This is a genomic window from Pseudomonas sp. JAI115 (genome assembly GCF_014200835.1).
GTDB classification, from domain to species: Bacteria; Pseudomonadota; Gammaproteobacteria; order Pseudomonadales; family Pseudomonadaceae; genus Aquipseudomonas; species Aquipseudomonas putida_A.
This window is the reverse complement of sequence record NZ_JACHCY010000021.1, coordinates 40,666-57,239: the sequence shown is the minus strand read 5'-3', so window position 1 is coordinate 57,239 and position 16,574 is coordinate 40,666. Positions and strand designations below refer to the sequence as shown.

11 protein-coding genes are annotated in these 16,574 nt (G+C 60.3%); 4 read left to right on the top strand and 7 right to left on the bottom strand.

What is annotated here, in order from left to right:
- The first annotated feature begins 134 nt into the window (after positions 1 to 134).
- Both HDC30_RS27530 and HDC30_RS27525 read left to right on the top strand, forming a co-directional pair.
- The gene (locus tag HDC30_RS27530) at positions 135 to 875 is read left to right on the top strand and encodes a YciK family oxidoreductase (protein WP_183785969.1); all 741 of its coding nucleotides are present in this window, start codon (positions 135 to 137) and stop codon (positions 873 to 875) included.
- Between the two features lie 362 nt (positions 876 to 1,237).
- Complete coding sequence (locus tag HDC30_RS27525) at positions 1,238 to 2,164, top strand: GGDEF domain-containing protein (protein WP_097088386.1); 927 nt, start codon at positions 1,238 to 1,240, stop codon at positions 2,162 to 2,164.
- Positions 2,165 to 2,302: 138 nt separating this feature from the next.
- Here HDC30_RS27525 and HDC30_RS27520 read toward each other — a convergent pair whose 3' ends face one another.
- Together HDC30_RS27520 and HDC30_RS27515 are read right to left on the bottom strand one after the other, a co-directional pair.
- Positions 2,303 to 3,064 carry an iron-containing redox enzyme family protein gene (locus HDC30_RS27520; RefSeq protein WP_221303528.1) on the bottom strand — a complete coding sequence of 254 codons (762 nt, stop codon included), beginning with the start codon at positions 3,062 to 3,064 and terminating at the stop codon, positions 2,303 to 2,305.
- A gap of 79 nt (positions 3,065 to 3,143) precedes the next feature.
- The gene (locus HDC30_RS27515; protein ID WP_097088389.1) at positions 3,144 to 5,603 is read right to left on the bottom strand and encodes an EAL domain-containing protein; all 2,460 of its coding nucleotides are present in this window, start codon (positions 5,601 to 5,603) and stop codon (positions 3,144 to 3,146) included.
- A 174-nt stretch (positions 5,604 to 5,777) separates the two neighbouring features.
- Here HDC30_RS27515 and HDC30_RS27510 point away from each other — a divergent pair, with 174 nt between their 5' ends.
- Positions 5,778 to 10,394, top strand: a complete 4,617-nt coding sequence (locus tag HDC30_RS27510; RefSeq protein ID WP_183785965.1) for a deaminase domain-containing protein — start codon at positions 5,778 to 5,780, stop codon at positions 10,392 to 10,394.
- On the opposite strand, the gene HDC30_RS27505 is transcribed toward HDC30_RS27510, so the two are convergent.
- The 5 genes from HDC30_RS27505 to HDC30_RS27485 form a co-directional block, all read right to left on the bottom strand.
- Complete coding sequence (locus HDC30_RS27505) at positions 10,395 to 12,212, bottom strand: ABC transporter ATP-binding protein (protein ID WP_183785963.1); 1,818 nt, start codon at positions 12,210 to 12,212, stop codon at positions 10,395 to 10,397. It abuts the gene before it with no gap.
- Entirely contained in the window at positions 12,205 to 12,807 is a 603-nt protein-coding gene (locus HDC30_RS27500) for a DsbA family protein (RefSeq protein WP_183785991.1), read from the bottom strand. The genes HDC30_RS27505 and HDC30_RS27500 overlap by 8 nt, the downstream gene beginning before the upstream one ends.
- A gap of 35 nt (positions 12,808 to 12,842) precedes the next feature.
- The gene (locus HDC30_RS27495; RefSeq protein WP_027612407.1) at positions 12,843 to 13,784 is read right to left on the bottom strand and encodes a rhodanese-related sulfurtransferase; all 942 of its coding nucleotides are present in this window, start codon (positions 13,782 to 13,784) and stop codon (positions 12,843 to 12,845) included.
- Positions 13,785 to 14,069: 285 nt separating this feature from the next.
- Positions 14,070 to 14,369: a BolA family transcriptional regulator gene (locus HDC30_RS27490; protein WP_003226935.1), complete on the bottom strand. Its 300-nt coding sequence runs from the start codon at positions 14,367 to 14,369 to the stop codon at positions 14,070 to 14,072.
- A gap of 12 nt (positions 14,370 to 14,381) precedes the next feature.
- Positions 14,382 to 14,900, bottom strand: coding sequence for a DUF2059 domain-containing protein (locus HDC30_RS27485; RefSeq protein ID WP_003226938.1), 519 nt, complete (start codon positions 14,898 to 14,900; stop codon positions 14,382 to 14,384).
- A 193-nt stretch (positions 14,901 to 15,093) separates the two neighbouring features.
- Between HDC30_RS27485 and HDC30_RS27480 the strand changes: the two genes are divergently transcribed.
- The gene (locus HDC30_RS27480; RefSeq protein ID WP_150368281.1) at positions 15,094 to 16,488 is read left to right on the top strand and encodes a class II fumarate hydratase; all 1,395 of its coding nucleotides are present in this window, start codon (positions 15,094 to 15,096) and stop codon (positions 16,486 to 16,488) included.
- Positions 16,489 to 16,574 lie beyond the last annotated feature (86 nt).

Sequence of the window (16,574 nt, the reverse complement as noted above, 5' to 3'; positions counted from 1 at the left end):
ATGGGTTGCGAAGCAGCCCCCGCAATCTTTCAGGTCGATTCGATATGCAGGTTTACGACTGCTTCGCAGCCGGTCGGGGATAAATCCCCTCACCACAAGGAAGCAGGTCTTCATGAATGGATTGTGAGGTTCTTATGTTCGATTACACCGCCCGTCCCGAATTGCTCAAGGATCGGGTCATTCTGGTCACCGGTGCCGGTCGCGGCATCGGTGCGGCTGCCGCGAAAACCTACGCCGCCCACGGCGCCACCGTGCTGCTGCTGGGCAAGACCGAAGCCAATCTGACTCAGGTCTACGACGAGATTGAAGCGGCGGGGCATCCACAACCGGCAATGATCCCGTTCAACCTCGAGACCGCCCTGCCCCATCAATACGATGAGCTGGCGGCGATGATCGAAACCGAGTTCGGCCACCTCGACGGCCTGCTGCACAACGCCTCGATCATCGGCCCGCGCACGCCGATCGAGCAGCTGTCGGGCGAAAACTTCATGCGTGTCATGCAAGTCAACGTCAATGCCATGTTCATGCTGACCAGCACCCTGCTGCCGCTGCTCAAGCTGTCGCAGGATGCCTCGGTGGTGTTCACCTCCAGCAGTGTCGGGCGCAAGGGCCGGGCCTACTGGGGCGCTTACGGAGTATCGAAGTTCGCTACCGAAGGCTTGATGCAAACCCTGGCCGATGAAGTCGATGGCGTGGTCCCCGTGCGCTCCAATAGCATCAACCCGGGCGGCACGCGTACCAGCATGCGTGCACAGGCCTATCCGGGAGAAAACCCGCTGAACAATCCGACCCCGGAAGAGATCATGCCGGTTTACCTGTACCTGATGGGTCCTGACAGCGCAGGCATCAACGGCCAGGCATTCAACGCGCAATAACTGCCATACGTCGCTTTTGTTGCCGTGGCGGATTACCGTCGCGGCACGCAATTGCCGCTTCCCACCGTCACACTTCAGTCAAATATCCGCCACCCGCCCTCAAAGCAAAAAGCCATCCTGTTGATTCATAAAGGTTTTAATAAACATGAACCGAATGGCACGACTTTCGCTCTAATTTTCCTCAAAGCATGCCGTGTGAAGGCACTGGGGCAAGGCCGATTTCGATAGCTGACTAATCGTCATCAGGCAGACTAAACTTACGCCAAATGTCCTACGGGACTGATGGATCAGTATGACGCGCAGCCCATAGCCGCTCTCACCCAGCCTGTAAGACAGACTTACTGCTTAGGGGCTCACGCCATATGAAATCACCCTCCCAGACCAATGCAATTGACTTTGACAGTGCCAAATTGCAACGCCTGGGCTTTGGTCAGCTGCCTCCGCTTCTGGAACGCCCGGCCAGCCTGGCGCAATTGCGCCAGCAAATGAGCCTGCAACTGCAAACCAGTCTTGAGCCGCAACGAATCCTCGGTCTGTTTTTCCGCGAAGTTCAGCGTCTGGTGCCGCTGGATGCCTTGAGCTACGTGCATTCGGGCAGCGACTTGCGCCTGGAGTTCGGTGCCCGCGGTCACCATTCGGTCAGCTACAGCCTCAGCCACGAAGGCGAGCACCTGGGTGAACTGGTCTTCCGCCGCAACCAGCGCTTCAGCGAGCAGGATCAGGGCAACCTCGAATCGCTGCTGTCGTCGCTGTTGTTCCCGATGCGCAACGCCCTGCTCTACCGCGCCGCAACGCAAAGTGCATTGCGCGACCCGTTGACCGGAACCGGCAACCGGATCGCCATGGAGCAGACCCTGCAACGCGAGATCGACATGTCCCGCCGGCACTTGCAACCGTTGTCGGTGCTGATGCTCGACATCGACCACTTCAAACGAGTCAACGACAGCCACGGCCACAGCGCCGGGGATGACGTACTCAAAGCGGTGGCAGCGTCGATCAAGGGCCAGCTGCGCAACGTCGACATGGTGTTTCGTTATGGCGGGGAAGAGTTTCTGATCTTGCTGTGCAACACCGGCCGGGAAGCGGCGGCGATGGTCGGCGAGCGTCTGCGCCATGCCGCGCAGACTGCGGAATACTTCGCGGACGGTCAATTGATCGACCTGACTGTCAGCCTTGGCTGTTCGACGCTGTTGCCGGGGGAATCGGCTGACAGCCTGCTGCGCCGGGCCGACAGTGCGCTGTATGTGGCCAAGCGCGAGGGGCGCAATCGGTTGGCGATGGCTGGCTGAGTCCTTCCAGACACCCAAAAACCACTGTGGGAGCGGGCTTGCTCGCGAAAGCGGTGTGCCAGTCAAACAATTGCTGACTGACACACCGCTTTCGCGAGCAAGACCGCTCCCACATTTGCTTTGGCGTTTTGCCGAGAATCAGCTCTCTACAAGTGCCCGGCGTTCACGCCCGTGCAACGCCCGCTCGGCGGTTTCCAGTTGCATGCAACGCTCCAGAAACAGGTACATGTAGTCGTAGCTCTTGCACACCGCCTGGCGCAACTCGGTCTGCAGCGCCTGGCTCGGATTCATGCCTGCCAGCGTGCAGATGATTTCTAGCGCTTCCCATGGGTGAGCGTCGTCGTACTGGGCATGCATCTTCAGCCACTTCATTGCACGCTTGCGCTCTTCTTCCGGGAACGCTGCCGCGTACACGCCAGTGGAGCAGACCAGCGCCGACCACTCCCCGGTCGCGCCCTCGATGGCGTAGTTGGTCGCAGCGATGGCGACGATCAGCGAATCCGCCGAACTCGTATGCCAGCACCAGTGACTCAGCGCATGCAGTTCCGGCGGTACTTGCTGGGCCTGCAGATCCTTCAGGCTGACGCCATGCGCGCGACTCCAGTTCAGCCAGTAGTCGGCATGATTGAGTTCGACGCGGATGTTGCGCATCAGCCAGCGGCGCGCCATGTCCTCCCCAGGATGGCGGGCAAACTTGGTTTTGGTCAGGTTCTGCGCCATATACAACGCAAACTGTTCAACTACTGGCCAGCCCCCGATCAAGTACTGGCGCATGGTTTTGGCGCTGAGCTTGTTATCGCGCATGCGCAGGTACAGTTCATGTTCGACAACCCGGCGCTTGCTCTCGCTGCAATCTGCAATGAGCTGTTGTGCCCAGGCAGGATAACTTGCAGCTTCCATGAGTGGTCCGGTTCGGTTGAATGTGTCGATCACTGTTCGGCTCCTTTTGATTTGTGATTGTAAGGATCGGCAAGAGATTTCAACGGAACGTGCCAGGCGCCTTGAACAACAGCGGCTGCGGTCTGGCGGGCCGACTTTGCAAACTGTCGCAGGTAAACAACTGCGGGCGTTCGATGACATAACCCTGAGCGTAATCCACCCCGATTTCAAGCAATGCCTGCTCGATCTGGGTTGTTTCAACAAACTCGGCAATTGTCTGCTTACCCATGACATGCCCGATGTGATTGATCACCTCGACCATTGCACGGTTAATCGGGTCGTCCAGCATATCCTTTACGAAACTCCCGTCGATCTTCAGGAAGTCTACAGGCAAATGTTTCAGATAAGCGAATGAAGACATTCCGGCACAAAAATCATCAAGTGAGAAGTAACAACCTAAGCCTTTGAGTTCATTAATAAATCTAATTGCGCTGCCGAGATTGGCAATGGCGCTGGTTTCAGTAATTTCAAAACAAATCATTTCAGGAGGTATAGCGTAATTAACAAACTGTTCACGCAGAAAGTGCAAGAACGCGTCATCTCCGATAGTAATGCCTGAAAGATTAATCGCACACATTGCCAACGGACCTTCATGTTGTTCGGTAATACATTGGGCAATCACTTTAAAAACATTCTCGACGACCCAACGATCCAGTTGACTCATCAGACCATAACGTTCGGCCGCCGGAATGAAACTGTCCGGCAGGATCATCCGTCCGGCTTCGTCATGCAGACGCAAGAGTATTTCGATGTGCCCCCCGCCATGGGCTGTAGCGCCCAACGGAGCAATTTCCTGGGCATAAAGGCAGAAGCGGTTTTCCTCCAGCGCCATGTGCAGGCGCTGCACCCAGGCCATTTCGCCGAAGCGCAGCGACAGCTCGGAGTCGTCGGCATGATAGACCTGCACCCGGTTGCGGCCCTTTTCCTTGGCCATGTAGCAAGCCATGTCGGCGGCGCGCAATGACGCTTCGAGGGTGGTCGGGGTCTGGGCGATGTGCACCAGGCCAATGCTCACAGTGGTCAAAAACGGCCGCCCCTTCCACACGAAATGCAGGTTCTGCACGGTCTGGCGCAGGCTCTCGGCGATTTTCTCGGCGGCATCCGGGGCGCAGTTCTCCAGCAGAATGCCGAACTCGTCGCCGCCCAGCCGCGCGAGGGTGTCGCTCTCGCGCAAGCCCGATTGCAACAGCGTGCAAATGTGCCGCAGCAACTCATCGCCGGCGGCGTGACCGCAGGTGTCGTTGACCAGTTTGAACTGGTCCAGATCGAGGAACATCAGCGCATGCCGACCGGGCTGGCGCGTCAGATTGTGCAGGGCCTGCTCCAGGCGATATTCGAACTCGCGGCGGTTGGCCAGACCGGTCAGGGCATCGTGGGTCGCCTGCCACGACAGGTTGGCGATGTATTGCCGTTCCTGAGTCATGTCATGCAGCACCAGCACCGTACCGATAACCTTCTCGGCGTTGCGGATCGGCGCGCCCACCAGCGTCACCGAGACCGTACTGCCATCCAGGCGCTGAATCAGTTTGGAGTGCTCGCTGCCACCGATCAGTTGCCCGCTGAGAATGTGCTCGATCAGCGTCAGCCCTTCGGTCTGCGCATTGTCATCGAGCAGATTGAACAGCGCTGCCAATGGCAACCCCGCCGCGTGCTCGGACTTCCAGTGCGTCATCGCCTCCGCCGCCGGGTTCATGTAATCGATCGCGCCGTTGACGTCGGTGGTGATCACCCCGTCGCCAATCGATTGCAGGGTGATGTGTGCCCGATCCTTCTCCAGCTGCAGCGCCTGGGCAAAGGCATGCCGCTGCTTGAGCAGTTTGTGGGTGCGCAACAGGGCCAGCACGATCAACCCCAGCGCAGTGGCCAGGTTGGTGAACAGCAGCAGGCGCAGGATCATCCGCGAGCCTTCGCCCAAGGCATCGCTGAACGCCTTGGCCGCCGGCGTCACACCGTCGTTGATGGCAAAAATCTGCGCTTTCCAGTGCTGTATATCAGCCGGCGTCGCGATGTTTTCGCTGATGCCCTGATGCATCTCGCGCGCGACATTGTCCAGTTGCACCAGATAGGCGTCGCCGATGGTCCAGCGGTCGATCGCGGTTTCCAGATAACTGAAATGGCGGAAATTGAGGTACAGCCAGATCAGGCTCGACACATCATCGGGATGGTTGCCGCCCTTGAGGATCCCCTCCCGTGCCGCCTGCAGATCCGGCGGCTGACGATCCAGCGCCAGACGCAACTGGTGACCGCCCTGAGGCACGGCAATCGCTTGCTTGTATTTGAGGAAGATCGCCTCGTCGCGGCTGTCGGCATACAGGTTCAGGTAATAGATGGCGTCTTTCTGGCCCTTGGACCAGAGGCTCTCGCCGGCGACATAGCCGCGAACGGCCGACAGGACGTAAAGACTCACGCCCCCCAATAACGCCTGAAATAACACGACGGCGATAAATGGCCAGACGATGCCCAACAACCGTGGCGTTCCGAGAGTCCTTTTATGCTTCATGAGGTCCTTTGCGCACGCACTGTCATCTTCAAGGGGAGATCGCCAGAGCCAGACAAGGGAGCGACCCCTTCCAGCAAACCAGGACATTTTTCAACCGGCGATACGTATGTACCGCACCCGCTGTTCGCCATGCTTCGACACTGACGGCTTTCAATCATTCCAGAGCCGTTCTCCATGCAGTCACCTTCCGCCACGCTGCAACGCCATACTGCCCAACAGTGCGAATACAGGGCAATGATCACCGCCCTGCGCGCCGTGCTCGACGCATCGACCTCACTGCAGACCTACTACCTCACGCCCCAGACACATTCACGCCTGGGTACTGCACACGACCAGGCGCAAAACCTTCTGCAAGCACTGTTCGATGACAGCGGCGAGCCACAATTGGCGGCCTACCTGCAAACGTCCAGAGGATCATTGCTGCAAGTCGACGCCGCGCCCGGTCACTGCAGCTTTTCCTTCAATCGTCCCGATGGCAGTTGCGCCCGCTTCACCATCGAGGATGTCACCCGGGCCTCCAGCACAATTCAAGAATTTCAGCGAGCGTTGCTGAGTATAGGCGCACACCTGCGTTCCGACAGGCTGCTGCCGTTGTCACAACTGCTGCGTGAGTCCGGGTTCACATTTGCCGACGTACAGGACGCCACAGCACTGGCCCGGCTGATCGGCAAGGTCGAAGAACAACGCGCCAGCCATCGACTGAATCTGCGACATCACCCGGCGCTGACGGGACTGATGAGCGACGATGACAAAGCCGCGATTCACGACCTGATTGGTGACTGGCTTACCGGCAAAACCCTGTCGGCCATCGACAGCCTGGCCAGCGAAGTAACGCCCCCATTCACCCGCCAGCAACTGGAACAGCAGCCTGCCGCCTGCCTGGAACGCCTGCTCGACACCCCCAAGGCGCGTGACCTGGGCCAGCGCTTGCTGCAGAAACTGCAATGGTATGGCGCGCGGCCCGATGAACTGACCGTGCCCGATATCGGCCTGCGTTTACTGCTCGAGGCGTTGTGTCTGTGGTACGAACTGCCCGTCGAAGGCAGCTCGACCGAAGTGGCCGGTTTTGCGCTGGAACAGCGCGCTCACCACGGCGCCAGCTACGCCAGCATTCGCCGGGACTTTTTACAGCACCTGGAGGATTCTCACCGAACCTCGACCCCGACCGAAAAACATGTGCTGGGATGGGTATGCCTGACGCAGTTCGGACTGGATTTTCAAGTGCGCGACATTCCTGACGACCTGCCGTACGCCAGCTCGGTGGTCTGGGTCAATTTCGTGCATGGCGTGCACCTCGCCCATGCCCTCGATCCACAGTTGCTGGAACATCTGAGCTTTCAACAACTGGTCGATCTGCCGCTGCACAAAAGTGAAAACGCCAGCACCGACCTGCAAACCCTGATCGCCATGACCCGAGTGGCTGCCGCACAGACCTGGACACTGGCCACCGGAGCCCAGGCCGCAGCGAACGAGACATCCGGCGATGACGCTGCCCTGCAAGCGCTGGAAGACCACAAGAAGCAAATGAACGCAGCGATCCTGCAACTGGACATCGAGCCGCCACGGCGACTCGCCCTGGCAAAACAGCAACTGGACAAGGCGCTGGCCAACGAGCTGTACGATCACACGACGATTCGCCTCAAACGCCACCATCCTTCAACGCCCAACCGTAGCCGACGCAGCATTATCGACACCCCGGATGTGGTATTGCCGACCTGGCCGTTGCTGGAGGTCTATGCCGCCGGCGGGTTGAGCAGCGACACACGCTGGTACGTCAGCAACGATGGCCGCAGTGCCAGCGAATGGATCAGCCTCAACGCAGCAGGCAAACTGCAAAGCGGTTTTGTCGATACCGGACATCCAGGCCGACGCCTTTCACGGTTTCCGAGCAACTGCACCTTGCCCGAGATCAGGCTCTTGTTCGAGCAGCAGTTCGATGACTATCTGAGCGAGACCCGCGAAGCCTATGAATACCTGATCAAGTCGCTGCTGGTCACACTGCCGTGGCCCGACCGCCGGGCACTGGAGCACGGCGAAGTGCGGATTCACAGCCTCAGGGATCCGACACGGCATATCGAAGCTCACCTGGAGACAGCGGAAAACATCCTGCCGTACCGGGCTCGCATGGGCTTCGTGTTGCAGGCGACGTATCAGGGCCCGCCACAATTCTACGAATGCCTGCCACGCGCCGGCATCCTTCGCAAACGCCCGGATCTGAATGACACACATGTGGGCGGTCTGTTATTGCCACCCCTGCCGCCCAAACGTGGACGGACCAAGGGCCAGAGCATCAGCCGCATCGTCGCCCGCCGCCTGCCGTTCGATCGAAAAGCACACTGGGACGGTTCGACACCTGCCCCCGACGCCAAATGCGTCGCGATCCTCGAACCGCTGGGCGACTCCCTCCCGGTTTCGATGATCCCGGCGGCCCATCACGACAGTTCGCCGAACCTGACCTTCAGCTCACCGCGCACGGCGCACATCGCCTCGTTCATCGCGACCCGGTTGTTCTATGCCGATGAGCAAGCGCTGCGCAGTGAGGCCTGGGGTGATACCCGTTTCGAGCGCGACAGCCGCAAAAAGCACTGGACCCATGCCCTCAAGGGCTTTATCCCGTTCTGGGGCAGTCTCGAAGACCTGCAGTCGGACAGTCCGGGCAAACGCGCGCTGGGCGTACTCGGGCTGCTCCTCGATATCGTCTCGTTCGCGATTCCCTTGGGCAAGTTCGTCGCCGGCAGCATTCGCCTCGCGGCCGTGGCCGGGAAAATGGCGATTCGCGTCGCCCTGCCACGCATGGCGCAATTGTCGAAAAACCTGCTGATTTCGAGCTTGAGAAACCTCAATCCGCTGGACGCTGCGCCTGCTTTGCTCAAGCTCGGTGGTCGAGGCGCGATCGGCGCAGTGCGGGCCGTGGCGCATCTGGAACACCGCGCGGTTGCACGTCTGAAAAGGCTGGCCGGCAGAAGCGCTGACTATGACCTGCTGCACAGTCTGCCCCAGGCACTGGATGCCGGGCGCTGGAAAGCGCTGAACCCTGCCGATCATCTGGCCGTGGTCAGAGGCATTGACGATGTGCCGGTGCGCAACGTCGGCGGCTCGCGGCATCACTTGCTCGATCCGCTGTCCGACCGCCCTTATGGGCCGCAGTTGCTCGCACACGAGCATGATTTTTCGCTGGGGCGTTCGCACTACCGCACCGTGAAAAAAACCGACGATCAGATCGATATCGAAGTAGCGCCGAACACCCGCGTCGAGCTTGTCCCCGAGGCTGGCGGACGCACCACGGTCTTGATCGATGATGTGCCCTATCGACTCGACGGTGATGAACTGCGCCGGGTCGATCTGCTCGATGACAGTCAGCACTGGACGCTGCTGCCGTGTCGGATTCGTCGTGCACCGGGCGCGGGCGACTGCCGCGTCAGCTACATCACCGCAGAACCCGCCCCGACGCCCGCCGTCGGCACCATCGACAAGGAAAAGGGTTACGCACCGTGGTTCGGCGAGCGGGTTTCGGAGCCGGCCATGCTGCCCCATCAAGACGGAATGTTCCTGGCGGTCGATGCCAGGCTTTATCAAATCATCGATAACCGCCCGAGGCTGTTCACCGGTGATCTGCGACTCCTTGGATTCCATCAAGGCAGGCTGGTACCAAGACAGCAGATTCAAGCCACGCTGCAGTTTCGCAAAGGCATTTATGCGCGGATAAAAACCGGCGGCAGCTATGACGGGATCAATGACTCACATCAGGTTGGTGCGGTGCTAATGCCGGCCATCGACGACTCGGCCTCCTACGTGTTCTTCCGAATCAACATCCAGGAGTACTACCTGGCCACCATCGCCAAGGGTAAAAAAGCGCCCGATCAATTGACCTTCAGGCGCCTGGCACCCGCCGAACTGGCCGACGGCACCCTCGGTGCTGAACTGCTGACCGTCTACACCGGCTCGCTACACGCCAACAACATCGTGCGCATCCATGGTCTGGAATCGGTGCAGCGCGCGATGCACACCATGGAACAGATCGCGATCCCCATCGGCACCACGGCCATTCCTGCAAACAATATGAAATGGCTGAAGGTCGACACCAGCCCGGGCGAAGCATTGATGTTCGATAATTCGACACGGATGATCGTCACCCGCCTGCCCGAAGGCGCCACCACCTGGACGCGCAGCAGCGAAGCGCCGGAGCTCTTCCGGCAGAAAACCGCAGAGATTTTCGACACGTTGTTTCTGTCACCGACGATCAACCCGGCCAACACCAACGCGCCCCTGCGTATCAACCGTGCCATGCAGAAACTGCACAAACGGTTGCCCGCGCATCAGCAGTCACACAATCCGCGCAACATTGCCTATGCAGAAGTCACCACGACCAGCGGCAAACGGGAGGTCTACGTCAGTGTCTCCGGCGCTCAGGGCAGCACACAGTGCTTGCCGCTGTTTAGCCGCATCAACGCCGATCACGTGCGGATCGGCGACACCACTTACATCAACATCGACTACAACCCAGACTTCCCGCGCACCTCGCTGGAGGTCACCGAGCAAGGGCAACTGCTGGCCGTACCGCTGACCATCAAGGAGCTGAAAACCTATCAGCCGACGCAAACCAGCCGGCCGACCTCGCTGGACAGCGAAAGCAAACTGATCAGCGTGCTGCGCGAGAAATATCCCGACCCGACAGAGATCCGCGCGGTCGACATCGCAACAACGATGCGCCCGTGCGAATCCTGTTCGGTGGTGATGAAGCAGTTCGGCCATGACGGCGGCGAGGCGGCGTTGCAGGTGCTGTGGGGCTGATTACAGGCGCTGCAGATGGCCGTAGAGTTTGGCGTAGAGGCCGCCATCGGCGATCAGTTGCTGGTGGTCGCCATCCTCGGCCACTTGCCCGCCATCGAACACCAGCACCCGATCCGCCTGCTTCACCGCCGACAGGCGATGGGCAATGATCAGCGTGGTGCGGCCATTGAGGAAGCGCGCCATGGCCTGATGCAGGTTGTATTCGGTAGCAGCGTCGAGGGCTGAAGTGGCTTCGTCGAGAATCACCACTTTCGGCTCGGCGAGGATCATCCGCGCAATTGCCAGACGCTGACGCTGACCACCGGACAGACGCACGCCGGAACGTCCGACGATGCTGTCGAGACCGTCCGGCAGCGCCCGGATGGTCGCCTCCAGCTGGGCGATTTCCAGCGCCTGCCAGCAGGCTTCGTCACTGCGGGTGCGGCCCATGGTCAGATTGGCGCGGACGGTGTCGTTGAACAGCGCCGGATGCTGCAGCACCACCGCGACGTTTTCACGAATCAGCTCCAGGCCGATCTCCTGCTGGGTCGAACCGCCGAAACGAATGGTCCCGGCCGACGGCGTGTACAGCCCCAGCAGCAACTGCACCAGAGTACTTTTGCCGCCGCCACTGGCACCGACAATCGCGACTTTTTCACCGGGGGCGATGGACAGGTTCATCTGATCCACCACCAGCTCATCGCCGTAACCGAAGCTCAGCCCCTGCACCTCGATACCCACGGTTTCGCGACCCTTGAACGGATCGACGCCACCGGGGTATTGCGGCTCGTCGGCCCGCGCCAGCAGTTCGTTGATCCGCGCCAGTGCGCCACCCGCCGCGTAGTAGGCGTATTGCAGATTGAGCAGTTGTTCGACCGGGCCGATCATGAACCACAGGTAACTGAACACCGCGAGCATCTGGCCGATCGACAGGTCGGAGAACAGCACCGTGAGCATCGCCGCTGCGCGGAAGATGTCGATGCCGAACTGGAACAGCAGACCGCTGGCACGGTTCGACGCATCGGTCTTCCACTGCGAGTTGACCGCATAGTTACGCACTTCCTGCGCGCGCAAGCCGAGTCGCCCGAGGAAGAAGCCCTGACGGTTGCCGGCGCGCACTTCCTGGATCGCATCGAGGGTTTCGCTCAAGGCTTGAGTGAAACGCGAGGTGCTGTCGTTCTCCAGTTTCTTCAGGTGCTTGACCCGCTTGCCCAGTTGCACCGTGGCGTAGATCACCAATGGATTGAACAGCAGGATCAGCAGCGCCAGCTTCCAGTGCATCCACATCAGGATGCTCGCGGTGCCGACCAGCGTCAGCATCGCCACCAGAAACCGGCTGAGGGTTTCGCCGACAAACTTGTCGAGGGTGTCGAGGTCAGTGACCAGATGCGTGGTCACGGTGCCGCTGCCGAGGCTTTCGTATTCGCCGAGGGAAATCCTTTTCAGGCGCTCGATCAGCCGCACGCGAATGCGGTAGACGATGTCCTTGGCCAGCCGCGCAAACAGCCGCGCCTGCAACACGCCAAAGCACAGGGCACTGCAACGCAGGGTCAGAGTGACCACCAGCATCAGGCCGATGTAACCCGCCGCTTGTTGCCACATCGACGGCAGCACGTGGTTCATGACTTTCAGCGCAGCATCGCCATGCCCGAGCAGGACTTCGTCCACCAGCAAGGGCAACAGCAACGGAATCGGCACACTGCACAGCGTCGCCAGCACGGCCACGCCGTTGGCGATCCACAGGGATTTTTTGTGATGCAGTGCCAGGCGCCGGACTTCTGCCCAGCTCAGCCGGTCGACACGCTTTACGGCTGGCGTGTCATCGGCCCGGTCAGGCACAGGCGGCGCGCTCTAGCCAGCGACCAAGCAGCGGCGAGAGTTCGCTGAGCGGTTGATAGCCGTTGGTCAACAGCGCCAGTTGGCCGTTGCGCTCGGCGAGCAGGGTCGGGAACCCGGCGATGCCCAGATCCTGCACCCAGCTGAAATCAGCCTGAGTCGCTTTGTGTTGGTCGGCATGATCGAACAAGGCAGCAAATTCGATGCGCGGCACGCCAGCCTTCTCAGCCAGCTCCACCAGCACACTGGCCTGAGTGACATCGCGACCTTCAGCATAAAACGCCTGCTGGATCAGGCCGACCAGCGTCCACGCGCAATCCGGCGCCAGGCTGCGCGCGGTGACGATTGCCCGACAGGCCGGCTCGGTGTCGTAGACAAAACCGTCGGGCAACGCCCCGTCGAACTTGAACGGCTGGCCGGTAGCCTCAGTGACCGCCTGCCAGTGCTCGAGGATGTAGCGACGTGTAGTTGGTTCCAATGCTGCACCACTACCGGTGCGCAACCCGCCGACCACCAGGTGCAACTCCACCCCGGCTGCCTGCGCCTGCTCGACCAATGCCTTGGCAACCGGAGCGAACCCCCAGCACCAGGAACACATCGGATCCATCACATAGAGCAGGCGCGCAGTCATGATCAGGCCTCGGTGGATGCTTGTTTATAGTTGTAGCCGATCGGGTGCGGCATGTTGCGCGCCTTGGCCAGTTCGATCTGCTTCTGCCGATCGATGGCGCTGCGGCGGGTTTTCTCGCTCAGCTTGTCCCAGCAATGCGGGCAGCTGATGCCGGCCACGTAGTGCTCGGAGGCGCGATCTTCAACACTGACCGGTGTGCGGCAGGCATGACATTGATCGTAGTCGCCTTCGCTGAGGTCGTGACGCACGGTCACGCGGTTGTCGAACACGAAGCAGTCACCCTGCCACTTGGTTTCTTCCTGAGGCACCTCTTCGAGGTACTTCAGGATGCCGCCCTTGAGGTGGTAAACCTCTTCGAAACCCTCACCCAGCATGTAGCTGGAGGCTTTCTCGCAGCGAATGCCGCCGGTGCAGAACATCGCGACCTTCTTGTGCACGGCCGGGTCGAAGTGTTCTTTGATGTAGTCGGGGAATTCGCGAAAACTGGTGGTTTTCGGATCGATGGCGCCTTCGAAGGTGCCGATCGCCACTTCGTAGTCGTTGCGGGTGTCGATCAGCAGCACTTCCGGATCGCTGATCAGCGCGTTCCAGTCCTGCGGTTCGACGTAGGTGCCGACCTTTTTGTTCGGGTCCACGCCTTCGACGCCGAGGGTGACGATCTCTTTCTTCAGCTTGACCTTGGTGCGGTAGAACGGCTGCTCGTCGCAGTACGACTCTTTGTGGTCGATGTCGATCATGCGCGGGTCGTTCTTCAGCCAGGCAAGAAGGCCGTCGATGCCTTCGCGACTGCCGGACACGGTGCCGTTGATGCCTTCTTCGGCGATCAGCAGGGTGCCTTTGATGCCATTGTCGACCATCGCTTGCAGCAGAGGCTCGCGCAGGTCAACGTAATCTTCGAGGGTGACGAACTTATACAGTGCCGCCACGACAATCGGTTGTGTCATGGGTATTTCTCCAGGTGGCTACCCTCGCAAAGGGTGAACCGGATTCAAAAAAAACGCGCCGGGTGAGCGGCGCGTTGCGGATTCTAGCAAAAACACGGTGGATTTAGGATCTGTCAAAACTACTGTGGTGAGGGGATTTATCCCCGATCGGCTGCGCAGCAGTCGTAAATCCTGAGAATGCGGTTTAACGGTTGTAAATGGATTGAATGGTTTCAGGGCTACTTCGTAGCCCATCGGGGATAAATCCCCTCACCACAAAAGCCCCTGCCACAACTGCATCCAATATCAGTGTTTGCTACCGCCGGCACAGGTCGGCGACGCCGGGGCGGCGCCCACTTCTGCCCATTCCTGCGGGGTGTAGGTGTGCAGCGCCAACGCATGGAACTCGCCCATCAGCTCGCCGAGCGTGCCGTAGACTTTCTGGTGGCGCTTGACCCGGTTCAGGCCTTCGAACTGCGCGCTGACCACCACTGCCTTGAAGTGCGTCTGTAACCCGCGACTGTGCATGTGGCTTTCGTCCAGCACTTGCAGATGCTCAGGCTGCAGCAGGCCCAGCGTCGATTCGATGCGTTGTTGCATGGTCATCACGAACTCCGCTTACTTCTTCTTGGCCGGCGCAGCGCCTTTCGGTGCCAGCTCGTTGGTCATGTCGTCGAGCAACTTGTTGACGACAGGCACGGCGCTTTCCAGCTTGGCCTGGGTCATCTGGGCCGATTGCTGGGTCAGCTGCGGCATTTTCTCCAGGACTTTCTTGCCCAGTGGCGACTGGTAGAACGCGACCAGGTCTTTGAGCTCCGATTCGCTGAAGTTGCTGGTGTAGAGCTTGACCATGTCAGGCTTGAGCTTGTTCCAGCCGATGGCCTGGTCCAGGGCGGCGTTGGCCTTGGCCTGGTAGGTTTCCAGTACGGCTTTCTTGGATTCCGGGGCTTTGGTCTGTTCAAAACGCTGAGCGAACATTTGCTGCACTTGCATGTACACCGGAGTGCCCAGCTTGTCAGCGTGCGCCAGGGTCAGGAAAGCTTCAGCACTGGCGTTGTGGCTGGCGGTATCGGCAAGCACCTGGCCGCTGGCGCAAACCAGTGCAACCGCGGTGCAGATGGCACGAAGACGAGTCATCGAGTTTCCTTTTCAGCTAGGCGAGGTAAAACCCCAAGGGCGACCATTCTGCGCCTAAAAAACCTCGTGGCTCAACCCCCGAGCCTTGCCGCGCTTGATTGCCCGGGTTTTACCGGTCAACAATCGGTTCGAGGGAACCACCTGGGCCTGACCGGGCCTAAACTGCGCAAACGAACCAACAGGAGTGTGCACGATGAGCCGTATCGAAACCGACAGCCTGGGCCAGATCGAAGTCCCGGACGACGCCTACTGGGGTGCTCAGACGCAACGCTCGCTGATCAACTTCGCCATTGGTCAGGAACGCATGCCGCTGCCGGTACTGCACGCCCTGGCCCTGATCAAGAAAGCCGCCGCCCGGGTCAACGACCGCAACGGCGACCTGCCCGCCGACATCGCCCGCCTGATCGAACAAGCCGCCGACGAAGTCCTCGACGGCCAGCACGACGACCAGTTTCCGCTGGTGGTCTGGCAGACCGGCAGCGGTACCCAGAGCAACATGAACGTCAACGAAGTGATCGCCGGTCGCGCCAACGAACTGGCCGGCAACCCGCGCGGCGGCAAGACGCCGGTGCACCCCAACGATCACGTCAACCGCTCGCAAAGCTCCAACGACTGCTTCCCCACCGCTATGAGCATCGCCACTGCCAAAGCCGTGCAGGAGCAATTGCTGCCGGCGATCGCCGAGCTGTCTGGCGGCCTGGCCGAATTGGCCGCGCGCCACATGAAACTGGTGAAGACCGGTCGCACGCACATGATGGACGCGACGCCGATCACCTTCGGTCAGGAATTGTCGGGCTTTATAGCGCAGCTGGATTACGCCGAACGGGCGATCCGCGCCGCGCTGCCGGCGGTGTGTGAGCTGGCGCAGGGCGGCACGGCGGTCGGCACCGGTCTGAATTCGCCGCACGGCTTTGGCGAAGCGATTGCCGCTGAGCTCGCCGCGCTGTCCGGCCTGCCCTTCGTCACTGCGCCGAACAAGTTTGCTGCGCTGGCCGGGCATGAGCCGCTGACCAGTCTGTCCGGCGCCTTGAAGACCCTCGCCGTGGCGCTGATGAAAATCGCCAACGACCTGCGCCTGCTCGGCTCCGGCCCTCGCGCTGGCTTTGCCGAAGTCAAGCTGCCGGCGAACGAACCGGGCAGCTCGATCATGCCCGGCAAGGTCAACCCGACCCAGTGCGAAGCGTTGTCGATGCTCGCCTGCCAGGTGTTGGGCAACGACGTCACCATTGGCATCGCGGCGAGTCAGGGCCACCTGCAACTGAACGTGTACAAACCGGTGATCATTCACAACCTGCTGCAATCGATCCGCCTGCTCGCCGACGGTTGTAGCAACTTCCAGCAGCACTGCATCGCGGGTCTTGAACCCGACGCCGAAGTCATGGCCAAACACCTGGAACGCGGTCTGATGCTGGTGACCGCGCTGAATCCGCACATCGGTTACGACAAGTCGGCGGAAATCGCCAAGAAGGCTTACGGTGAGGGCCTGACCTTGCGCGAGGCGGCGCTGCAGCTGGGGTATCTGACCAGTGAAGAGTTCGATGCCTGGGTGCGGCCGGAGAACATGATTGAGGCTGGCGCCAAGGGCTGAGATTTGTAGCGCCTGAAAGTCCGTCTTCGCGAGCAGGCTCGCTCCCACAGTGGACCGCATTCCCATGTTGGAAAAGCGTTCAAATG